This window comes from Streptomyces sp. NPDC014864, assembly GCF_043081525.1.
GTDB lineage: Bacteria > Actinomycetota > Actinomycetes > Streptomycetales > Streptomycetaceae > Streptomyces.
In genome coordinates this window covers 474,736-496,527 of record NZ_JBIBWT010000001.1, presented here as the reverse complement: position 1 = coordinate 496,527, position 21,792 = coordinate 474,736, and the positions used below count along the sequence as shown (strand labels likewise).

The 21,792-nt window shown below is 72.2% G+C and carries 19 protein-coding genes; 10 read left to right on the top strand and 9 right to left on the bottom strand.

Annotation, left to right across the window (positions count from 1 at the left end):
- Nucleotides 1-37 precede the first annotated feature (37 nt).
- On the top strand, nt 38-3,238 hold the full coding sequence (locus ACF1A5_RS02395) for a tetratricopeptide repeat protein (RefSeq protein WP_392190927.1): 3,201 nt from the start codon (nt 38-40) through the stop codon (nt 3,236-3,238).
- Between the two features lie 26 nt (nt 3,239-3,264).
- Here ACF1A5_RS02395 and ACF1A5_RS02390 read toward each other — a convergent pair whose 3' ends face one another.
- The gene (locus ACF1A5_RS02390; RefSeq protein WP_392190926.1) at nt 3,265-3,510 is read right to left on the bottom strand and encodes a hypothetical protein; all 246 of its coding nucleotides are present in this window, start codon (nt 3,508-3,510) and stop codon (nt 3,265-3,267) included.
- Between the two features lie 6 nt (nt 3,511-3,516).
- Nucleotides 3,517-4,374, bottom strand: a complete 858-nt coding sequence (gene mca, locus ACF1A5_RS02385; protein ID WP_392191200.1) for a mycothiol conjugate amidase Mca — start codon at nt 4,372-4,374, stop codon at nt 3,517-3,519.
- 223 nt (nt 4,375-4,597) lie between these two features.
- On the opposite strand from mca, the gene ACF1A5_RS02380 reads away from it, so the two are divergent.
- Together ACF1A5_RS02380 and greA are read left to right on the top strand one after the other, a co-directional pair.
- Nucleotides 4,598-4,996: a DUF4307 domain-containing protein gene (locus tag ACF1A5_RS02380; RefSeq protein WP_392190925.1), complete on the top strand. Its 399-nt coding sequence runs from the start codon at nt 4,598-4,600 to the stop codon at nt 4,994-4,996.
- 176 nt (nt 4,997-5,172) lie between these two features.
- Nucleotides 5,173-5,673 carry a transcription elongation factor GreA gene (gene greA / locus ACF1A5_RS02375; protein ID WP_392190924.1) on the top strand — a complete coding sequence of 167 codons (501 nt, stop codon included), beginning with the start codon at nt 5,173-5,175 and terminating at the stop codon, nt 5,671-5,673.
- Nucleotides 5,674-5,761: 88 nt separating this feature from the next.
- On the opposite strand, the gene ACF1A5_RS02370 is transcribed toward greA, so the two are convergent.
- From ACF1A5_RS02370 to ilvA, 3 genes are all read right to left on the bottom strand, one after another.
- Complete coding sequence (locus ACF1A5_RS02370; protein ID WP_392190923.1) at nt 5,762-6,619, bottom strand: ABC transporter permease; 858 nt, start codon at nt 6,617-6,619, stop codon at nt 5,762-5,764.
- On the bottom strand, nt 6,616-7,629 hold the full coding sequence (locus ACF1A5_RS02365; protein ID WP_392190922.1) for an ATP-binding cassette domain-containing protein: 1,014 nt from the start codon (nt 7,627-7,629) through the stop codon (nt 6,616-6,618). Before ACF1A5_RS02365 ends, ACF1A5_RS02370 begins: the two co-directional genes overlap by 4 nt.
- Before the next feature lie 255 nt (nt 7,630-7,884).
- Nucleotides 7,885-9,114: a threonine ammonia-lyase gene (gene ilvA / locus ACF1A5_RS02360; RefSeq protein ID WP_392190921.1), complete on the bottom strand. Its 1,230-nt coding sequence runs from the start codon at nt 9,112-9,114 to the stop codon at nt 7,885-7,887.
- A 164-nt stretch (nt 9,115-9,278) separates the two neighbouring features.
- On the opposite strand from ilvA, the gene ACF1A5_RS02355 reads away from it, so the two are divergent.
- The 3 genes from ACF1A5_RS02355 to ACF1A5_RS02345 all read left to right on the top strand — a co-directional run bounded on the left by ACF1A5_RS02355 (nt 9,279) and on the right by ACF1A5_RS02345 (nt 10,769).
- Entirely contained in the window at nt 9,279-9,785 is a 507-nt protein-coding gene (locus tag ACF1A5_RS02355) for a MarR family winged helix-turn-helix transcriptional regulator (protein WP_392190920.1), read from the top strand.
- Nucleotides 9,786-9,963: 178 nt separating this feature from the next.
- Entirely contained in the window at nt 9,964-10,524 is a 561-nt protein-coding gene (locus tag ACF1A5_RS02350) for a sigma factor-like helix-turn-helix DNA-binding protein (protein ID WP_392190919.1), read from the top strand.
- On the top strand, nt 10,521-10,769 hold the full coding sequence (locus tag ACF1A5_RS02345; RefSeq protein ID WP_392190918.1) for a hypothetical protein: 249 nt from the start codon (nt 10,521-10,523) through the stop codon (nt 10,767-10,769). The genes ACF1A5_RS02350 and ACF1A5_RS02345 overlap by 4 nt, the downstream gene beginning before the upstream one ends.
- Nucleotides 10,770-10,812: 43 nt before the next feature.
- Here the strand turns inward: ACF1A5_RS02345 and ACF1A5_RS02340 are convergent, their stop codons facing one another.
- Entirely contained in the window at nt 10,813-11,967 is a 1,155-nt protein-coding gene (locus ACF1A5_RS02340; protein WP_392190917.1) for a cystathionine gamma-synthase, read from the bottom strand.
- A 111-nt stretch (nt 11,968-12,078) separates the two neighbouring features.
- Here ACF1A5_RS02340 and ACF1A5_RS02335 point away from each other — a divergent pair, with 111 nt between their 5' ends.
- On the top strand, nt 12,079-13,197 hold the full coding sequence (locus ACF1A5_RS02335) for a hypothetical protein (protein ID WP_392190916.1): 1,119 nt from the start codon (nt 12,079-12,081) through the stop codon (nt 13,195-13,197).
- A 218-nt stretch (nt 13,198-13,415) separates the two neighbouring features.
- On the top strand, nt 13,416-14,135 hold the full coding sequence (msrA, locus tag ACF1A5_RS02330; protein ID WP_392190915.1) for a peptide-methionine (S)-S-oxide reductase MsrA: 720 nt from the start codon (nt 13,416-13,418) through the stop codon (nt 14,133-14,135).
- On the opposite strand, the gene ACF1A5_RS02325 is transcribed toward msrA, so the two are convergent.
- Both ACF1A5_RS02325 and ACF1A5_RS02320 read right to left on the bottom strand, forming a co-directional pair.
- Nucleotides 14,095-14,562 (bottom strand): hypothetical protein, encoded by a 468-nt coding sequence (locus ACF1A5_RS02325; protein WP_392190914.1) that lies wholly within the window; start codon nt 14,560-14,562, stop codon nt 14,095-14,097. The two genes, msrA and ACF1A5_RS02325, sit on opposite strands and share 41 nt — an antisense overlap.
- 518 nt (nt 14,563-15,080) lie before the next feature.
- Nucleotides 15,081-15,446: a hypothetical protein gene (locus tag ACF1A5_RS02320; protein ID WP_392190913.1), complete on the bottom strand. Its 366-nt coding sequence runs from the start codon at nt 15,444-15,446 to the stop codon at nt 15,081-15,083.
- 453 nt (nt 15,447-15,899) lie between these two features.
- On the opposite strand from ACF1A5_RS02320, the gene ACF1A5_RS02315 reads away from it, so the two are divergent.
- Nucleotides 15,900-19,409, top strand: coding sequence for a glycosyltransferase (locus ACF1A5_RS02315; protein WP_392190912.1), 3,510 nt, complete (start codon nt 15,900-15,902; stop codon nt 19,407-19,409).
- A 198-nt stretch (nt 19,410-19,607) separates the two neighbouring features.
- Here the strand turns inward: ACF1A5_RS02315 and ACF1A5_RS02310 are convergent, their stop codons facing one another.
- The gene (locus ACF1A5_RS02310) at nt 19,608-20,648 is read right to left on the bottom strand and encodes an NAD(P)-dependent alcohol dehydrogenase (RefSeq protein ID WP_392190911.1); all 1,041 of its coding nucleotides are present in this window, start codon (nt 20,646-20,648) and stop codon (nt 19,608-19,610) included.
- Between the two features lie 173 nt (nt 20,649-20,821).
- On the opposite strand from ACF1A5_RS02310, the gene ACF1A5_RS02305 reads away from it, so the two are divergent.
- Nucleotides 20,822-21,751, top strand: coding sequence for a helix-turn-helix domain-containing protein (locus ACF1A5_RS02305; protein ID WP_392190910.1), 930 nt, complete (start codon nt 20,822-20,824; stop codon nt 21,749-21,751).
- Nucleotides 21,752-21,792 lie beyond the last annotated feature (41 nt).

The window sequence follows — 21,792 nt, the reverse complement described above, 5'->3', positions numbered from 1 at the left end:
CGTGGGCAAAGGAGTTGTGGCCGGAGGGGGACGGGACATGCGGGACGCTCATCGGGCGGAGGCCGAGCGGCTGCTGACGCGGGCCGTGGAGGAGGAGGTACGGCGGTCGGGCGGCCGTGTGGACGGCGGCGTGCTGCTGTCCCGGGCGCGCGGCGCGCTGGACGGCATGGCGGGGTCGGCGGCCGAGGAGTACGACGCCTACACGCGCGCCCTGGACGAGGCGGCTGCCGGACAGCTGACCTTCGCCCAGCGGTACGCCCGGGACGGCGCCGGAACCCCCCTGCTGGTCGCGGCCGTTGCCGCGCTCACGGCCGCCGTCGCCGACGTGGCGCTGGGCACCGGCGCGGGCACCGCCGTCGGCGCGGGCGTCACCGTCGGCGTCGTCGCCGCGGCGGCCACCGTCGTGAAGGTGACCGCGGCCCACCTGCCCGCGGCGCACCACCGCGCCGGTGCGGCCGGCCAGCCCGGTGGCGCGGAACAGCTGCGGCTGCAGTGGCTCACCGCGCTGGAGGTGCGCGGCATCCGCCCGTTCCTCGACCAGCAGCGGGTGCTCAGCGCCTCCACCGCGCCGAAGAAGACGGCGCCCCGGCTGCGCGGCGCGGACAAGAGCGCGGCGGCCCGCAGGCGCAGTGTCCTGGAGCAGTCGTTCGGGCAACTCCCGGAGCCGACAGGCGTGTTCGCCGGACGACGGCAGGAGACGGCGCGGATCCGGCAGTGGGTGCAGACGGCCCGCGCGAGCACGCGGACCCGGCCGACGGTGGTCGTGCTGCACGGCGAGCCCGGATCCGGCCGCAGCACCCTCGCGGTCCGCGCCGCGCACGACCTGAAGGACCAGTTCCGTGGGGCGGTCGTCGTCGATCTGCGCGGCGCCAGCCCGGAGGAACCGCCGCTGCCCACCCGCGACGCCCTGCTGCACCTGCTCAACCGGCTCGGTGCGCCCCGCGAGCAACTGCTGTTCCGCGAACGTTCCTCCCCCGACCAGCAGGTCAAGCGGCTGAGCGAGCTGTACCACCAGCATCTGACCGACCTGCCGGTGACGATCGTGCTGGACGACGCCTCCGATCCCGAGCAGGTCCGCGCCCTGGTGCCCGAACGCTCCGACAGCCTGATCCTGGTCACCGCGCGCACCCCGCTGGACCTGTCCGCCGACCTTCCGGCCTGGGTGCACCAGCTGCCGGTGGAGGCGCTGGACGCGGCGGGCGCGGAGGAACTGCTGAACGCTGCCGCGCAGGACACGTCGGGGCCGTACGACGCCGAATCCGCCGAGAAGGTCAGGCAGTTGTGCGGGGGACTGCCGCTCGCACTGCGCATCGCGGGCTCCTCCCTCGGCCCGCGCTCGCCGCGCCGGCTGGCCGCCGATCTCGGCGCCTACGGCCCGGTGGAGCCGGTCGAGCGGGCACTGTGGCTGCGGTACACCGACCAGCCGGAGCCGGCCCGGCGGCTGCTGCGGCGGCTCGCCCTGGCCGGCCGGTCCTCCCTCGGGGCGGCCGCGGCCGCCGCGCTGGTGGCGGCGGACGAGGCGGAGGCGACCGGGCATCTGGCCGCCCTGGCCCGGGCGGGCCTGATCGACCACGTCCGGGGCAACCGCTACCGCCTGCACGACCTGGTGCGCGCCTTCGCCCAGGCCCGGCTGCTGGACGAGGAGGACCCGGCCGAGCGGACCGCGGCGCAGGAGCGGCTGATCGTGAACTACGCCGAGCTCGCCGACTCGGTGCTGCGGCTGGTCGACGGCAACATGTCCACCCGCTCGGACCGCTTCAGCCCGCACGGCTTCACCTCCCTCGACGAGGCGCTGCGCTGGCTGGACGACGAGTCGAGCTTCATCACCTCGGCCCTGCGGCACACCGAGGGCGTGAACCAGGCGGCCGTGCTGAACCTGCTCGGCGCGCTGTGCGACTACTGCCTGCTGCGCGGCGACCTGTACCGGCTGGGCGAGATCAGCGAGCTGACCCAGGCCGTCGACCAGGGCCTGCTGGTCCGCTCCGTGCAGTGGCGCACCGGCATCGCGGCCCGCCAGCTCGGCGAGCTGGACAAGGCGCGCACCACCCTGACCTCCGTCGTGGACCTGTACCTGCAGGCCCACCACGACGCGGGCGCGGCGCGGGCCCTGACCTCCCTCGGCATCACCCTGCACCACCAGGGCAACCTCACCGAGGCGGCGGCCAGGCTGCGCGAGTCCCTGGAGATCCAGGCCGCGCCGGAGCTGGCGACCGACCGCGCCTGGACGATGCACGCGCTGGCGGCGGTGCAGCGCGACCGGGGTCACCTCGCGGAGGCCCTGGACCTGCTGAACAGGTCCCTGGTGCTGCACCGGGAGGGCGGTTCGGTGCACGGCGAGGCATGGGCCCACTTCCATCTGGGGCAGCTGGCCCTGCGCCGGAACGACGTACCGCGCGCGGAGACGGACCTGCGGGAGGCCCTGGACCGGTACGGACGCACCCGTGACGCCCGCGGCGAGGCGTGGGCCATGACCCAGCTGGCTCGGGCCCGGCTGGTGGCCGGGGAGGCCTCCGAGGCGGTGGACGGACTGCGCCTGGCGGCGGCCCGGCACCGCGACAACGAGGACGCGCGCGGCGAGGCGTGGACGCTGTACTACCTCGGGCAGGCGCTGGAGGAGACCGGCACCCTCGACCAGGCGGTCCGTGAACTGGAGCGGTCCCGCACGATGTTCTCCCGGATGCGGGACGTCTACGGTCTGGCCTGCGCCCGTCATCACTCGGCCCGGGTGACCCGGGACCAGCGGGCGGCCCAGACCGGTTCGCTGCGCAACTCCGGGTTCGCCCGGCAACTGCTCGTGGACGCCCGCGCCGACTTCCAGCGCATCGGCGTCGCCCACGGCGAGGCCTGGACGTGCCTGGAGCTGGCCGTGGTCGACGCGGGCAACGCCCGTACCCAGCAGGCGCTGGCGCTGTGCGACGAGGCGGCGGCCCTCTTCGCGTCCTACGGCGACCGCCGCGGCGAGGACTGGGCCCGCTTCCTGCGCTGCACCCTGCTGCCGTACGCGGCGCCGGGCGGAGTGGAGGTGGGTACGGCGGTGGCCCAGGAGGAGCTGTCCCGGCTCGCCCGCGACGGCCACCCGGCGCGCGACGGCAAGCTCGACGACTACGTGGAGGCCTACCAGCTCCTCCTGGAACGCGGAGTGAGCCTGGAGGCGGGCTGGCAGGCCTGGCGCCTGGGCATGGTGCCGGACCGGCACGCCCGCGAGGTGATGGGGGTGGCGGTGCCGGCGGCCCGGTGACCGCGGTCACCGGGCCCGCCCGACGGTCAGCCCTGGTGGGCCCTGGGGTCGGCCGAGGGGGCCTCGGACTCCTCCTTCGGATCCGGGGCCTCGTGGAAGTCGACCCTGCCCATGTGGCGGCTCATCGACTTCATCAGGCCCCACACCGCCAGGGCCATCACCGCGAAGACGATGAAGCCGAGGACGCCGGGGGTGACCTTGTTCTCGTCGATCTCAGCCAGAGGGACGAGGTGCGTCATTGCCAGGCTCGCGCTTGCGCTCATGTCAGGCATTGTCCCTCAGTGCCGCCGGACGCCAGCAAAGAGGTCGTCCTCGGGGAGCGAGGTGTCCACGAGGGACTTCGCGAGCTCGTACTCCTCCGTCGGCCAGACCTCCTTCTGCAGGTCCAGCGGCACCCGGAACCAGCCCCCGTCGGGGTCGATCTGCGTGGCGTGCGCGATCAGCGCCTTGTCGCGGATCTCGAAGAAGTCGGCGCAGGGGATGTGCGTGGTGAGTGTGCGGTCCTTGTGGCCGGACTTGTCCCAGCGCTCCAGCCACTCGCCGTAGGGGGACTCCATCCCCCGGTCCAGCAGGGCCTTGTGCAGCGCCTCGGTGCGGGGGCGGTTGAAGCCCTGGTTGTAGTACAGCTTCTGCGGCTGGTACGCGGGGCCGAACTGCTCCTCCGGGTACTTCTCGGTGTCCGCCGCGCCCTCGAAGGCCACCATCGAGATCTTGTGGGTCATGATGTGGTCGGGGTGCGGGTAGCCGCCGTTCTCGTCGTAGGTGGTGATCACCTGGGGGCGGAAGGACCGGATCTTCCGCACCAGCTCGCCGGCCGCCTTGTCGACGTCCTCCAGGGCGAAGCAGCCCTCCGGCAGCGGCGGCAGCGGGTCACCCTCGGGCAGACCGGAGTCGACGAAGCCGAGCCACTCCTGGCCGACGCCGAGGATCTCCCGGGCCTCGTCCATCTCCTTCTTGCGCACCTCGTGAATGTGCTCCTCGATGTACGCGTCGCCCTGGAGCTTGGGGTTGAGGATGGAGCCGCGCTCTCCGCCCGTGCAGGTCACCACCAGCACGTCCACCCCCTCGGACACGTACTTCGCCATGGTGGCCGCGCCCTTGCTCGACTCGTCGTCGGGGTGCGCGTGCACGGCCATCAGTCGCAGCTGGTCAGTCAAGGCTCAATCCTCAGTCGGGTCGGTGCCCGGTGTGATCGGGCAGTCAACGGTCTGCCGCCCCGGGGGGACGAGCGTCCGGGGCGGCGGTCTGGCGCCGGGCGGGGGCTTCTATAGTGACCGAATCGGGGGGCGAATAATTCCGGGGTACGGCTCCGGGAGCCCCTCGCGGGACCCACGTCCCGCCCCTGCGGAGAGGACGATCATGAGCACGGCGAGCACCCGGCTGCCCGAGGGCCGCTACGGCCGCTCCCCGGCCGAGCGCGGCGACCGCCCGCTCAAGATCGCCGGCGCCGTCTTCGGGGCGCTTCTCGTCGCCCTGATCGGCTACTTCGCCTACCACTACGTGGGAGAGAACAAGATCAGCGGCCAGGTGATCACCTTCCAGGCCGCCGACGACGCGGTGCGGGTCCATCTGGAGGTCCGCAAGGACGCCGGCGCCCGCGGCTACTGCACCCTGCGCTCGCAGGCCGCCAACGGTGACGAGGTCGGCCGCGCGGACTTCCGTTTCGACCAGCACGCCACCCGGATCGACAAGGTCGTCACGCTGCGCACGACGTCCCGGGGCACGACGGCGGAGCTGCTCGGCTGCCACGCCGGCTGACGATCCGGTTTCATACGGAATACGTACGCGCCGACCTGCGCTGACACCAATCCCGTGACTTATGTCCTCCCCCTTGCGCCGCTGAATTGTTAGGCTCGTGGTTTCGCCCATCCGAGAGGGAACATTCTTCTGGGTAGGGCGATGCTTTGTATTCCCAGTACCGACGAGGAGCACCTGTGACCCAGACCAGCGAGAACGTCACCTGGCTGACCCAGGAGGCGTACAACAAGCTCAAGGATGAGCTTGAGCACCTTACTGGTCCTGCGCGCACGGAGATCGCCGCCAAGATCGCCGCCGCGCGTGAGGAGGGCGACCTGCGCGAGAACGGCGGGTACCACGCGGCCAAGGAGGAGCAGGGCAAGCAGGAGCTCCGTGTGCGCCAGCTGACCCAGCTCCTCGAGAACGCCCAGGTCGGCGAGGCTCCGGCCTCCGCGGACGGCGCGGTCGCGCCCGGCATGGTCGTGACGATCGCCTTCGACGGTGACGAGGACGACACGCTGACCTTCCTGCTGGCCTCGCGTGAGTACGCGAGCTCCGACATCGAGACCTACTCGCCGCAGTCGCCGCTGGGCGCCGGCGTGATCGGCCACAAGGTCGGCGAGGACGCGGAGTACGAACTGCCGAACGGCAAGACGGCCAAGGTGAAGATCCTCAAGGCCGTGCCGTACTCGGGCTGAGTACCCGCGCGGACACTTCGGCGAGCCCCCGGCGCTCTTTCGCGCCGGGGGTTTCGTCATGTCCGGTTCAGCGTGATCACGCGGCGGCTCACGCCGTCGCCGAGCGGTACTTCCGTACGGCGAGGGTGCGGAATATGACGATGATCAGGACCGAATAGAGCAGCGAGGCCCAGACCGGGTGCTGCATGGGCCAGGCGCCGGAGTCCGAGCGCCCCGGGTTGGCGAAGAGCACGCGGCAGGCCTGGACGGTGGCGCTGAACGGGTTCCACTCCGCGATGTGGCGCAGCCACGGGGTCATGTTGCCGGAGTCCACGAACGCGTTGGAGATGAAGGTCACCGGGAACAGCCAGATCAGTCCGCCGGAGGTGGCCGCCTCCGGTGTGCGCACCGACAGGCCGATCAGGGCGCCGATCCAGGTGAAGGCGTAGCCGAGCAGGAGCAGCAGGCCGAACCCGCCCAGGACCCGGCCGGCGTTGGTGCCGCCGTCGGACCCGACGCGCCAGCCGACGAGCAGCGCGACGACGGCGAGGACGAGCAGGGTCAGCGCCGTCTGCACCAGGTCGGCGAAGGTCCGACCGGTCAGCACCGCGCCGCGTGCCATGGGCAGTGAGCGGAACCGGTCGATCAGGCCCTTGTGCATGTCGTCGGCGATGCCCGCGCCGGAGCTGGCGGTGGCGAACGTGACGGTCTGCGCGAAGATGCCCGCCATCAGGAAGTTCCGGTAGGTGGCGGGGTCGGTGCTGCCGCCCACCTGCATGGAGCCGCCGAAGACGTACGAGAACAGCACCACGAACATGATCGGCTGGATCAGGCCGAAAATCACCATCTCGGGGATCCGGGACATCCGGATCAGATTGCGTTTCGCCACGACCAGCGAGTCGCGGATCGACCCGCTGAGGGCGTTGCCGGGCGCCGTGGGGCGCGCCCGCTCGGTGACGGCACTCACTTGACGGCCTCCTTGTTGCGCCTGCGGTCTCTGGCGTCCGCGCCCTTGCCGCCGGTCTCCTCGTCGCCGCTCTCGGCGACGTGGCCCGTGAGGGACAGGAACACGTCGTCGAGGGTGGGGCGGCGCAGTCCGATGTCGTCGATCTCGATGCCGCGGGTGTCGAGCTCGCGGATCACCTCGGCGAGCAGCTTGGCGCCGCCCGTGACCGGCACGGTGAGCCTGCGGGTGTGCTCCTCCACGGTGGTGTCGCCCTTGCCGAAGCCGCGCAGCACCTCGGAGGCGGCCGGGATGCGCTCCCGGTCGTGCACGACGACCTCGACGCGCTCGCCGCCGGTGCGGGCCTTGAGCTCGTCGGAGGTGCCGCGGGCGATGACACGGCCGTGGTCGACCACCGCGATCTCGTGTGCCAGGTGGTCGGCCTCTTCGAGGTACTGGGTGGTCAGCAGCAGCGTCGTGCCCCCGGAGACGAGCTGCTTGATGACCTCCCACAGCTGCTGCCGGTTGCGCGGGTCGAGGCCGGTCGTCGGCTCGTCCATGAACATGACCGGCGGCGAGACGACGAGCGCGGCCGCCAGGTCGAGCCGGCGGCGCATGCCTCCGGAGTAGGTCTTCGCGGGCCGGTCGGCTGCTTCGGCGAGGTTGAACTGCTCCAGCAGCTCCCGGGCGCGGGCCTTCGCCGCGGCGGACCTCATCTGGTAGAGCTGACCGACCATCTGGAGGTTCTCACGGCCGGTCAGATACTCGTCGACCGCGGCGAACTGGCCGGACAGCCCGATGGAACGGCGTACCTCGTCGGGCTGCCGGAGGACGTCGAGGCCGGCGACGACGGCCTTGCCGCTGTCGGGCCGCAGCAGCGTCGTCAGACAGCGCACGGCGGTGGTCTTGCCCGCGCCGTTCGGCCCGAGCAGTCCCAGCACCGTGCCCTCGGGGACATCGAGGTCGACGCCGTCCAGAGCCCTTACGTCGCCGAAGGTCTTCACCAGGCCTTCGGCATAGATGGCGCCTGGCATGTGTGTCTCCACGTCGTCGGAAATGGTTCGTAGGAACGGGGCCGGAGGAGGAAGGATGGTGCGGGCCCCGCGCGAGCAGGAACGGACGTGCGGGTGTGCGTGCTCCACCTCGGTCAGGGAGGTGGCGCGCGACACACCATAACGCGATGTATCGCGTCTCTCAACGGATTTTCCCGGACGAGTGACGAGGACTCCCCGAACCGCGGTTCCGGCGGCTCAGCCCAGGACCTCGGTCCACGGCCTCACGCCGTGACCTCAGCCCATGACCGTGTAACCGGCGTCGCGCAGAGCATGGTTGACCTCGGCGCAGTGCTCCGGGCCCTTCGTCTCCAGGTGCAGCTCCACCTCCGCCTCCGTGAGCCCGAGCCGCGGATCGGTCCGTACATGGCTCACATCGAGGACGTTAGCGTCCACCACTGACAACACCCCCAGCAAAGTGGCCAGCGCGCCCGGCCGGTCCGTCAGACGCAGGCGGACGGCCAGGTAGCGGCCCTGCGCGGCCATGCCGTGCCGCAGGACGCGCTGGAGCAGCACCGGGTCGACGTTGCCGCCGGAGAGCACGGCCACGACCGGGCCCTCGAAGGCGTGCGGGTCGCCCAGCAGCGCCGCCACCGGGCCGGCCCCGGCCGGCTCGACCACGAGCTTGGCCCGCTCCAGGCACAGCAGCAGCGCGGCCGACAACTGGTCCTCGGACACCGTGCGCACCTCGTCCACCAGGTCGCGCACGAGCCCGAACGGCACGTCGCCCGGGCGCCCCACCTTGATGCCGTCCGCCATCGTCGCCGGGTGCGGGACCGACACCGGATGTCCCGCCGCGAGCGAGGGCGGGTAGGCCGCCGAACCCTCCGCCTGCACACCGACGATCCGCACGTCCGGCCGCAGCGCCTTCACCGCCACCGCGATGCCCGCAAGGAGCCCTCCCCCGCCGACACCCACGACGATCGTGCGCACCTCCGGGCACTGCTCCAGGATCTCCAGCCCCACCGTGCCCTGCCCCGCGATGATGTCCGGGTGGTCGAACGGATGGATGAACACCGCCCCGGTCGCGGCCGCGTACTCCTCGGCGGCCGCCAGCGTCTCGTCGACCACCTGGCCGTACAGGCGCACCTCCGCGCCGTACTCCCGGGTGGCGGCGACCTTCGGCAGCGGGGCGCCCTTGGGCATGAACACCGTCGCGTGGACGCCGAGCAGGGACGACGCGAGCGCCACACCCTGCGCGTGGTTCCCGGCGCTCGCGGCCACCACCCCGGCGGCCCGCTCCTCGGGCAGCAGCCCGGCGATGCGGACGTACGCGCCGCGCAGCTTGAACGAGCCCGTCCGCTGGAGGTTCTCGCACTTGAGGTGCACCGGCGCGCCCACCAGCTGGGACAGGTGCCGGCTGCCCTCCATCGCGGTCACCCGCGCGACTCCCGAGAGCATTTTCTGGGCCCCGCGCACGTCGTCGAGGGTGACGGTGCGCGACGGGCCGGCCGTGCTGTAGCTCATGACTCGAGTCTCGCAGTTCACAGGCCCGACGCGCCCGGTGTGACCAACGTCCGAGACCGGTTTGCGCAGCGCTGGTACGACCCGCCCCCCGGCCGCGTACCCTGTCCCCCAACCCAGCACCCCTTATATGAAGTGAGCCCCCGGCCATGCCCACAACACCTGAAATGTCGATGGACATGACGACAGTCGGTGACACCGGTCTTCTCGACACGCTGCAGCACGAGGTGGCGGTGTTCGCACGCCGTGCCGAACAGACCCGGCTCGGCGGGGTCGGGCAGGTGCGCAACTCGATGGACCGCGCCGCATACCTGCTGCTCAACCGCCTCGACAATGAGGGACCCATGGGCGTCAAGGCACTCGCCGCGAGCATGGGCATCGACTCCTCCACGGTCACCCGGCAGGTCGCGCCGCTCGTGGACACCGGCCTCGTGAAGCGCACCTCGCACCCGGAGGACGGCCGCGCGGTTGTGCTGCAGCTGTCCCCGCGCGGGCTGTCCCGCCTGGAGGAGGTGCGCTCCTCGCGGCGTCAACTGATGGCCGAGCTGACCCACGACTGGGCGCCGGAGGAACGCGAGACCTTCTGCACCCTGCTCACCCGCTTCAACGGCGCGCTCTCGGCCCGCCAGTCGGCCCAGGGCGGCCCGGCGCCGGAGAGATCGCCGGCCTCCTGAGGCGGCTGCGCGGCTCTTGACCGGAGGACCGGCCCTGGCCTCATATGAGACCGGGTCCTCGTCGTACGTCCGGAAACGGTGCGGTGCTCCGAGCGTCGTGGGGTGTGCTTCGACGGGCTTCTTCGGTTCCTCTACGAGGTGCTTCGGTTCCTCAGGGGTCGCCCTGGCGGGAGGCGCGGTGCGAGAACGGCAGGCGTCCCACGGCGCTCGCCGGGCCCGGGAGTGCGAGGCATTCGTCGCGGGCGCGGCCGGTCGGCTGCTGCACACCGCCACGCTGCTGACCGCCGAGCCCCCGGACGACAACCCGCGCGCGCGGCGTCTGCTGACCCTGGCCCTCGCGCACACGTACGCGTGCTGGGACCGGCTGCGCGGCGAGGACCCCTACGACCGCGCACGCCAGTACCTGGCCACCCGCTTCGCCCGTGAGGCCTGGCTCCGCCACGGCGGCCTCGGCCGCGCACGCCACCGGCCCACCGGTCTCCTGGCCGCCCTCACACCGCAGGAGCGCCTGGTCCTGGTCCTGCGTCTGTACGAGGGGGTGGCCGAGGATCAGGCGGCGGCCCTGCTCGGCCTGCCCACGGAGCGGGTACGCGCCATCTGCGACCGGGCGATCACCGCCCTCACCCGGGCCCGCACGGCGCGCGGACGGACCGCGCAGGAGCAGCCGACGCAGGGGCGGACGGCGTACGCGGGGGCGGGCGACGGCGGGAAGCGGGTCGGGCGCGGGGGGCGGGCGTGAACCGCGCGGAGCGTGAGGCGGCCGTACGGCATCTGATGGAGCAGAGGCCGCCGCAGGTGCCGCCCGACCTGTACGCCGACGTCGTACGCCGCGGGAGCCGCCTGACGAACCGCCGCACGGCGGCCCGCCGGGTGATGTGGCTGCTGCTGTTGGCGGCGGCCGTCGCCTTCACTGCGTGGGCGCTGTCCGCGCGGCCCTGGGTGGAGCCGCCGTCGCAGACGACCCCACCCGTGATCACTTGGTGAGACCCGCGCGCCCCCTCGGCCGCGGCCGAGGGGGCGGGAGCGGTTAGCCCAGGGCCTGCTGCAGGTCCGCGAGCAGGTCGTCGACGTTCTCGATGCCCACGGACAGGCGGACGAGGTCGGCGGGGACCTCCAGGGCGGAGCCGGCCGCGGAGGCGTGGGTCATGCGTCCCGGGTGCTCGATCAGGGACTCGACACCGCCGAGCGACTCGCCGAGCGTGAACACCTGGGCGCGGTCGCAGACCTCGACGGCCGCCTCCTCGCCGCCCTCGACCTGGAAGGACACCATGCCGCCGAACGCCTTCATCTGCTTGGCGGCGACCTCGTGGCCGGGGTGCTCGGGCAGGCCCGGGTACAGGACGCGGGTCACGCGCGCGTGCCGGGTCAGCATGTCGGCGATCCTGGTGGCGTTGTCGCTGTGCCGGTCCATGCGCACCGCGAGCGTCTTGGTGCCGCGCAGCACCAGCCAGGAGTCGAAGGGTCCCGCGACCGCGCCCATGGCGTTCTGGTGGTAGGCCAGTTCCTCGCCCAGACCGGCGTCGCCCGTGATCAGCGCGCCGCCGACGACGTCCGAGTGGCCGCCCATGTACTTGGTCAGCGAGTGCACGACGACGTCGGCGCCCAGCGCGAGCGGCTGCTGGAGGTAGGGCGTGGCGAAGGTGTTGTCGACGACGAGCCGGGCGCCGGCGGCCCCGGCGACCTGGGCGACGGCGGCGATGTCGGTGATGCCGAGCAGCGGGTTGGAGGGGGTCTCCACCCACACGACCTTGGTCCTCGGGGTGATCGCGGCGCGGACGGCGGCCGGGTCGCTGGTGTCCGCGACCGACCACTCCACGCCCCACCGGGAGACGACCTTGGCGAAGAGGCGGAACGTGCCGCCGTAGGCGTCGTTCGGGATCACGACGTGGTCGCCGGGGCTGAGCAGCGTGCGCAACAGGCAGTCCTCGGCCGCCAGTCCGGACGCGAACGCGAGGCCGCGGCGGCCGCCCTCCAGGGCGGCGAGGTTCTCTTCGAGTGCGGTCCGGGTCGGATTGGCGCTGCGGCTGTACTCGTAGCCGCCGCGCAGACCGCCCACGCCGTCCTGCTTGTAGGTCGAGACCTGGTAGATCGGCGGGACGACCGCGCCGGTGAGGGGATCGGCGGTGTTGCCCGCGTGGATCGCGAGGGTCTCGAAGTGCTGACTGATGTGCCTGTCGCTCATGGGCCCGAGGGTAATGCGCTCGCAGGACGGGCGCGGGACCGGCGGGCGGGTTTTCCACAGGGCCGCCGCACGGGTTGGCCATTTGTCGGCGCCGTCTGGTTCGCTTGACCCATGGAGATTCTCTGGGTCCTGATGGCGCTGGTCATGCTGGGCTTCGTGCTGCTTCCGGTCCTGCGGCGCAGGCGCGGCGGGATCGAGCAGGTGCCGCCGGGACATCCGGACGCCGCGGACCCGGCGAACTACGGTTTCGTGCGCCAGGAGGAGCTGGACGTCCGCATGCCCGGCCCCGACCAGGACCTGCTGGACGTCCTGGAGCTCGTGCAGCGCACCCAGGACTACCGCGCGGCCGCCCAGCTCCTGGCCGGCACCGAGGCGGAGGGCGAGTTGCGCTGGCAGCGCGTGCAGGCCTTCGCGGGCGCGGCGGCGCTGGAGCTCCGGCAGCGGCCGGGCGGGGTCAGCGAGACGCCCGGCGGGCAGTGGCTGAGGGTGTGGCGGGCCGAGGCACCCAAGGACCCGGGCGGCGCCGCGGTGCACGCGGAGTTCCTGGTGCAGCAGGCGTGGCGGACGTCGACGCCGGGCACCGAGGAGTTCCGGATCATCATGGAGGAGGCCGGCCAGGCGTGCGCCCAGGCCGCGCTGCTGGCGCCGGGCGACCCGGTCCCGCACATCGTCGAGCTGTCGGTGGCGCGCGGACTGGCGTACTCCCGGCCGGAGTTCGAGAAGCTCTGGCTGAGGATCCTGGACACCGCGCCGAACCACATGGGCGCGCATCTGGCGGCCCTGCACCACTGGTGCGAGAAGTGGCACGGCTCGCGGGTGACGGCGATGGCGTTCGCGGAGGCCGCGGCGGCCCGCGCGCCCCGGGGCTCCCTGCTCGCGGCCATGCCCCTGTTCGCGGTCTTCGAGCACCTCCCCGAGGTGAACCTGGTCAGCAGCTTCTACCAGAGCGAGGTCGTGACCAAGGCGATCCACGGCGCGCTGTTCGCGGTGCACGCCGCCCGCTCGGACGACCCGATGGCGGCGCACGTCCGCCACCTGCTGGTCTTCTTCCTGGTCCGCTCCGAGCGCTGGGCGGAGGCCATGAACGAGCTGATACACGTCGACGGCCATGTGGGCGCCCTCCCGTGGACCCTCTCGGCGGACCCGGCGGCCGAGTTCGCCGTCTACCGCGCCCTCGCGGTGGCGGGCTACGAGGCGAACGGCGGCAGCCCCGCGACGCTGGCCGGCTAGTCGGCGTCGGCGGCCCGGTCCGGCCTCCGCGCCGCATCCGTGTCCACATCCGCGGAGCCGGCGTCCCGGCGGAATTCCGGCGGCGCGGTGGACGTTGTCCGAGTGACGCCCGGCGATGCGCGGGCGGCGGCACCGCGAGCGAGACCGGTGCCGTCCCCGGGGCCCCGCCCCGTGGGCCCGTGACCGGCGCTCTCGCCCCAGACCGACAGGGAGACCCCATGCTCTTCGGCCGCAAGCCTCAGTTGCCCACCCCGGAGCAGGCGCTCCAGGGCAGGCCCACGCCCGCGTTCGAGGTCCCCGACCGCCACACCGTCCTCGGCACCCCGCTCCTCGGCCCCTACCCCGAGGGCCTGGAGGTCGCCGACTTCGGCATGGGCTGCTTCTGGGGCGCCGAACGCAAGTTCTGGCAGCTCCCGGCAGGAGTGTGGACGACCCTGGTCGGCTACCAGGGCGGCTTCACCGAGAACCCCACGTACGAGGAGGTCTGCTCGGGCCTGACCGGCCACACGGAGGTGGTCCGCGTGGTCTACGACCCGAAGATCGTCTCGTACGACCGCCTCCTGAAGACCTTCTGGGAGTCCCACGACCCCACCCAGGGCTTCCGCCAGGGCAACGACGTGGGCACGCAGTACCGCTCCGCGATCTACACCCACACCCCCGGACAGGCCACCACGGCCCAGGCCTCCCGCGCCGCCTACCAGCAGGTCCTGACCTCGGCGGGCTACGGCGAGATCACCACAGAAGTCCTCGCCGCGACCGACCGGCCCTTCTACCCGGCCGAGTCCTACCACCAGCAGTACCTCTCGGACGCCAAGAACCCGAACGGCTACTGCGGGCTCGGGGGCACGGGGGTCGAGCTGAGCGCCCCCTTCGAGACGAACTGGGGGGCGTCCTGCCCTACGGGGGTCGCTCCGGCGCCCGAGGGCACCGAGAAGTAGCCCGCCGACCCAGCCGGCCGCGACGGGCGGTCTCGGTGCGAGTGCGCTCGTATTCCGCCGCGTCGAGAATCTCCCAGGCCGCCTGGCCGATGGCCAGGATGCCGCGGGCCGGCAGGGCCACGTCACCGATGCGCGGGTTCTCCCTCAGCCGGACCGGGCGCCCGAGGTCGACGCCGTCGAATGTGGCATGCGAGTCGTCGACGAAGTACATCCGCTGCGGCATGAGCGTTCCGGTGTGGCCGCTCGGCATCCTGCCGGACAGCTGGAGGTCGCCCATTCCCAGCGCACGGGCCAGACGCTCGCGAGCCCGCACCAGGAGCCGGGGGCGCCAGGTGGCGAGCGGCAGCGCCCCACTGATGCCGTTGAGGAGACCGAGAAGTCGTGTCTCGGAGGCGGTGAGGGTCCAGGCCAGGGAGGGGGAATCCATCGTCACCCGCAAGCTGGCAGGGCCCGTCCACGTGAGCCCGATCCGGGCATGCCCCGTATGGTCGCAGGCAGCGCCGTAGTACCTGGGGCACGCGGTGTCCAGTCGTGGCCCGTCGACGTGAATCGACCAGCTGCCGTTCGGGTCGCGGTGCCACAACGTGCGGTAGGGGCCGAAGGAGTTCTCCGGAAAGACGCGTAGGGCGAGTACGTGACCGGAGTCGAAGGGGAGTCCGAAGACACCCCAGCCCTTGACGTATTCGTGTTGGGGCCATGGCGCCCGGCCCCGTGCGGGCGGAACGTCGGACAGTGCGGAGGAAAGGTCGAGCATCTCCATCACCCCGGCGAGGTTGGCCTGTGCCCCAGGTCAAGCGTACGGGGGTCACGACCGATCCGCTGGGAAGCATGGATCATGGCGCCGTGACGAGGTGGACGAAGAGGGCGGCTGCGATCGGCGACCAGAGCACGGGCCGGGCACGCTCGTCAGGGGACCGGCTCCCATCGGCGGTCACACGGCAACACCTACTTCTTGACCTTGTCGATTCGCCAGCCGATCATCCCGACGGCTCCGTTCACACCCTCGGCGTCGATTCGCAGTCTTCCCGGTGAATCCGCTATGCGCCGGCTCGCGGGCACGCCGTCGCAGGAAATGATCCGACGTGTCGGCTTCTTCGAGGCGACGGAGAGAGTGATCTTCCCCTTACCGGCGCAAGCGACCCTGAGTTGGTAATCCTTTCCCCGCGTCGTCACCGACTCCGCGTGGATCCCATCGCTGACCCGCTCCAGCCCGGCCTCCACGAACAACGGATCGCGGTCGTCCGGAAGCGTCTCGGCGCCGAGGGCCTCTTCCACCTGCTTGCCGAGCCGTTGTTCGTCGAGTGCGGGCATGGGCGAAGGGCTTCGGCCGGGCGTACCCGTTGGCTCATGAGCACTGCCGGGTCCACCAGTGCAGGCCGTGGCAAGTCCGGTGAGCAGGACGGCACCGCAGACGACCGTCGCTCGCGTGACGAACCGGCCTCGGCCGGTCAGTGCTCCTCGCACCGGATTCCCCTCTCTTCGCCGACGCCCGCCTGGTCATGACGGGCCGAGAGAAACCTACGACACCGTGATCGTCTGGAAGGCCGTCAGCAGTTGACGTTCATGCGTGGGCCTCGGTGCGGGACGCACTCGGGGCAGACCGCCATCCGTCCCTGACGGTTGCTCAGTGGCGGTGGTCCGCTGCGGGGCAACCGGCCTACCGGCGTGACCAGTCGGAGGGAGAGCGGGCTGAAGTACGGCCGAGACCCGGGCAGCCAGCAGGAGTTACGTGCGACTTTCGGCGGACTGCTGTAATAAGAAGGCATGACGCGGGGACATGAGGCGGACCTGATTCCCGGCCTCGACGGGGCTGAACGCCAAGGGGTGGCTCACCGGCTGTGGCAGGGCTGGCGGGTCGAGGGGCGCGGAGCGGCTGTGCTGACGGGGATGCCGGGGGTCGGCAAGACCCAGGCGGTGGTCGCCCCCCTGCTGGCCAAGGCGGCGCGCGAGGGCGCGCCGACGGTGTGCCTCGACGTGCCGTTCGAGGCCGCGGACGTCAACGGTGTGCTGGTGAGCCGTCTCGTGGAGGAACTCGTCGCCGGCGGGCACCGCGAGTTGGCCGAGACGATCCCAAGCAACAGCGACTTCGCCACGGCGGCGCGGGAAGTGCTGCGTGCCGGGGCGCTGGTCGTCGTGGACGAGTTCCAGCGTCTGCTGGACGCCGGGGGGCATCTGCGGCAGGCCTGGTTCAGGGGGGTGGAGAGGCTCGCGAAACGCCCGCCGGACGGGGGCTGTCTGTGGCTGGTGTCCAACCGCTTGGTCGACGCCGACTGGACCGAGTCCTTCCATGTGGAGGAGTTGCCGATCCCGGAGGCGGACGACGCCACGCGGATCGTGCTGAAGGGCCTCACCGCGCAGGACACCGACGCCCGTTTCCCGGTGGGACGCCGGGTGGAGGTGATCCGCCGGCTCGGGGCGAACCCGCGAGCACTGCGGCTGCTCGGGTTCCTGCTCAAGAAGCACTCCCTGGACGACCTGCTCCCGCCCGCCGCGGTCCTGCCGAAGGAACCCGCCCGGATGCAGCTCGTCGAGGACATCGAGCGCAGGCTGCTGGCCAAGGCCGCCGAAGGCCTGCCCGCCGAGACCCGCGCCTTCCTGCGCGACCTGTCCATCCTGCGGGAGTGGGCGCCGTGGAAGCTCGTGGAGACGATGGGCGGCGACGACCACGGCGACATCGAGCCGCGGATGGACGAGCTGCTCGAGCGCTATCTGATGACCGCGCGTGCGCCCGCCTGGCAGAGCGACTCGGGCCCGCACACCCTGTACCAGGTGCATCCGCTGGTCCGGGAGGTCGACGGTGTGCGCATGCAGCGCGACGAGGCGGCCTGGCGGGAGGCGCACCGGCGCGCCGGTGAGTGGTACGCCCGCCCGCTCTACGCCGCCTCCAACATCCGCACCCGGGACCTGGTGCTCGCCGGGGCGCTCAGCAACGCGCAGTTCCATCTGACGGAGGCCGCGGCCGACGATGTCTTCGCGGACGCCATGCGGTCCGTCCACGGGTACATGGAGCACCGGTACGGCTGGTCCGCCTCCCGGCCGTCCTCGGACGAGGAACGGGACGCCCGCATCGCACTGTTGCGGGCCTATCTCACCGTCTCCGGCGGCGCCGCCGCGCACTACCATCTGGCGACGCTGCTGCGGGACCGGGCCGGGCACGGCGAGCTCGCCGAGGCCCTGCGGCACGCCGAGCGTTCCACGGCCGGGCAGGACCACGCCATCCCCTGGGTGCTGTGGGTGCAGCTCGTCCGGGCCGTCGAGGGGCTCGAGGCCGCCGTGCCCGCGGCCCGCAAGGCCGCCGCCTCCGTGGCTCCGAGCAAGAGCCTCTTCAGCATCTACCAGCTGCTCGGCGCGTCCCTGTGCGCCCTGGGGCGGGCCGACGAGGCGGTCAAGGCCCTGCGGAAGGGCACGGGGCACACCGAGGACCAGAAGTCCCGGCTGGCGGAGGCGGCGATCCGGATCGCCGCCGCGGAGCCCACCGACGACCTGCTGAACGAGGTGATCGGCTGGCTGCGCCAACCGGGGTGGCACATACAACTGTGCCTGGCGCGGTCCCTGTCGGCGCAGCGCCACGGCCGCTGGCGCGAGGCGGCGGAACTCGCCGCGGAGGTCAGGGCGCAGGCCCCCGCCTACCTCGCCCTCTCCGTGCACGAGGCGATGGGCTGGCTCGGGGCCGGTGAGGCGCGCCGCGCGCAGGCGGCGCTGGACAAGTACCCCTCTCTCAGGCTGACGACGGGGAACGTCAACACCTGGCTCGCCGCGGCGGTCGCGCTCCAGAACGGCGACCTGCCCCGGGCGTCCCATCTGCTCGGCACCTACCTGGGAAGCGCGACGCCGCCGACCGCCGCCGAGGAGATCCGTTCGGTCCTGCTCGGCGAGTGGGACCAGCAGGTGGGGAAGGTCGGAGCGGCCAACCCCGCCTACGAGTTCCCCGTCCTGCCCCCCACGCTCACCGGCCTGGCGGCCGTCGTGACCCGGCCGCAGTACGGCGACCCGGTGCTCCCCCGAGACCAGAAGGCAGGAAACGCGCCGATGTCCGACGACCGTCTCCGGTTCCTCGTGCTGGCCACCGAGTGGTCGTCGGCCCACGGCGGGCTGAGCACCTTCAACCGGCAACTGTGCACGGCGCTGGCGGCGGCCGGCACCCAGGTCTTCTGCGTGGTGCTTCAGGCGACGCCGGGCGAGTACGAGGACGCGGCGGCGAAGGGCGTCCGGCTCATCCAGGCGCAGCAGACGCCCGGCGTCTCCGACACGCAGCGGCTCTTCCGCAAGCCCGCGCTCCCGAACGGCGCCGACCCGGACTTCATCGTCGGGCACGGACGGATCACCGGCCCGGCCGCGCACCACCTCGGCGACGCCTTCCCGCACGCCAGACGGCTGCACTTCATCCACATGATCCCGGACGACATCGAGCGGCTGAAGCTCGACCGCGGCGAGGACGTCGGCAGGCTGGCGGAGGAGCGGCAGCAGATCGAGCTGGAGCTGAGCACGGACGCCCACCGGGTCGTGGTGGTGGGGCCGCGCATGTACAACTGGTTCCTCCGCGATCTCCAGGCGCGCGGCGTGGACAAGGAGAAGGTCCTCCGCTTCGACCCCGGGTTCGACGCCGACACCACCCAGCCCCGTACGCCCCCGCTGGGCGCGCCCTGGATGACGCTGCTGTTCGGCCGCGCCGAGGACCACCGGCTCAAGGGCCTCGATCTGGCCGCTCGGGCCTTCTCCCTGGCGCAGCGGCGCCGGGCGGCCGGGACGACGGCGGTGGAGCTGCTGGTCCGCGGCGCTCCCGAGGGGGAGTCCGGCGCGCTCGAGAAGCAGATGCGCGACTGGGCGGAGGACGCCGCCCTCTCCGTCCGGGTGAGCCCGTACTCGACCCAGCACGAACGGCTGGCGGCCGACCTGAAGGCGGCGAGTCTGGTGCTCATGCCGTCCCGCAGCGAGGGCTTCGGCCTGGTCGGGGTGGAGGCCATCGTCGCGGGCGCCCCCGTGCTCGTCAGCAGCGCCAGCGGGCTCGGCGAGCTGCTGCGGGAACTTCTCTCCCCGGACGAGGCGGCCCGCGTCGTGGTGACGACGACCCGGGACGACGTCCGGGACGTCACCGAGTGGGGCCACGCCATCGAGGCGGTGCTGCGCGACCGGGAGGCGGCGTTCACCTGGGCGGCGAAGCTCCAGAGCCGCCTCGCGGGCCTGTGGACCTGGTCCCAGGCGGTCTCCGGGCTGCTGGACTCCTGCGGACAGGACGGCAAGCACGGGCAGTCCGGGCAGCACGGAAACGACTGACGGGACGAACACGACCGGTGACGGGCGCAGGGGGGACACCCTGCACGGGCGGCGCCACGCGCCGCGCCCCGCAGTGTCACTCTCCGTATCCCCGCCCCGGCACCCGCCCCGGCGCCCCTGAGGCCGTATCTCCTCGGGGGCGCCGACGGCAAGCTCCGCGGGGGGCGCCGCACGGCCGCCCCCTCCCCCGGGGCAGGGTCAGATCGTCGCGGTGTCGATCACGAAGCGGTAGCGGACGTCGCTGGCGAGCACGCGCTCGTAGGCGTCGTTGATCTGCTCGGCGCCGATCAGCTCGATCTCGGCGCCCAGGCTGTGCTCGGCGCAGAAGTCGAGCATCTCCTGGGTCTCGGCGATGCCGCCGATCATGGAGCCGGCCAGCGTCTTGCCGCCGCCGATCACCGAGAAGAGGTTGAGGGCGATCGGCTCCTCCGGGGCGCCCACGTTCACCAGCGCGCCGCGCGTCTTGAGCAGCGACAGGAACGCGCCGAGGTCGAGCGGGGCGGAGACCGTGGAGACGATCAGGTCGAAGGTGCCCTGGAGCTCCTCGAAGGTCTTCGGGTCGCTGGTGGCGTAGTAGTGGTCGGCGCCCAGCTTCAGCCCGTCGTCCTTCTTGCGCAGCGACTGCGACAGGACGGTCACCTCGGCGCCGAGGGCGTGCGCGATCTTCACGGCCATGTGGCCGAGGCCCCCCATGCCGAGGACGGCGACCTTCTTGCCGGGGCCGGCGCCCCAGTGCTTGAGCGGGGAGTAGGTGGTGATGCCGGCGCACAGCAGCGGGGCGGCGACGTCGAGGGGCAGGCCGTCGGGAATGCGCAGGACGTAGTTCTCGTCGACGACGACCTTCTCCGAGTAGCCGCCCTGGGTCGGCTCCCCGTCCTTGCCGATGCCGTTGTACGTCATCGTGGCGCCCTTGACGCAGTACTGCTCGTCGCCCGCCTTGCAGTTCTCGCACTCGCGGCAGGAGTCGACCATGCAGCCGACGCCCACCCGGTCGCCGACCTGGAACTTGGTGACACCGGGGCCCACCTCGGAGACGACGCCGGCGATCTCGTGGCCGGGGACCATCGGGAAGATCGCCTCGCCCCAGCCCTCTCGGGCCTGGTGAATGTCGGAGTGGCAGATTCCGGCGAACTTGATGTCGATCAGGACATCGAACTCGCCGACCGCGCGGCGCTCGATCGTGGTGCGCTCCAGCGGAGCCTTGGCGGCGGGTGCGGCGTATGCAGCAACAGTGGTCATGCCGGGGGTTCTCCTAGCGGTCGGTCGCGCCCGGCTGCCTTTCGTGTCCGGGCGCGACCCCCAGAGTGCCCGGGATCCCGAAGACCACCCAGGCCACGCCTTTGCCTACGTTCACCGTGCCTACCACTGGCGGGGTCAGGCTCATGTGCGTACGACCATGAATACTGGACGTCATGGACGTACAGCCCGAAGCCGTGCACGCCGGCGGCGCGCCCGCCGGGAGGGACGCCGGGGCGGGACTGGACCGGCGCGCCGAGCTCAGCGAGTTCCTGCGCACCCGGCGCGCCCGGCTGAAGCCGGAGGACGTGGGGCTGCCGGACCACGGTCGGTACCGCAGGGTGCCGGGGCTGCGCCGGGAGGAGCTGGCGCAGCTGGCCGGGGTGTCGGTGGCGTATTACACGCGCCTGGAGCAGGGCAACGGGCGGAACGTGTCGGGGGAGGTGCTGGACTCCATCGCGCGGGCGCTGCGGCTCACCGACGCCGAGCACGCGCATCTGACGCATCTGGCGAAGCCGAAGCCCAGGCACAAGAAGAAGGCGGCGACGCGGACGCAGCAGGTGCGGGGGTCGCTGCGGCAGTTGCTGGACACGATGGACGGGGTGCCGGCGTACGTCGTGGGGCGGCGCGCGGAGATCCTGGCGTGGAACCGGATGGCGGCGGCGGTCTTCGGCGACTGGTCGGAACTTCCTGCGCAGGACCGCAACTGGGCGCGGACGGTCTTCCTGCGGCCCGAGTACCGCGATCTCTACGTCGACTGGGAGCAGAAGGCGATCGACATCGTCTGCGCGCTGCGCATGGAGGCCGGCTGCTACCCGGACGACCCCCGGCTGTCGGCGCTGGTCGGTGAGCTGTCGGTGAAGAGCGAGGACTTCCGGCGGCTGTGGGCCACCCACGACGTCAAGGAGAAGAGCCACGGCGTCAAGCGCCTGCGGCACCCGCTCGTCGGCGAACTCGCCCTGCAGTACGAGTCCTTCAAGCTCGCCGACGACGCCGAGCAGACGCTGCTCGTCTACCACGCCGAACCGGCCTCCCCCTCCGCGGAGGCCCTGCGGCTGCTGGCGAGCTGGGGCGCGGACGCGACCCGCGCGGGCGCCGCGAGCTGACCGCGCGCACCGCGAGCCGGCGGGCACGCCGCGAGGACGCC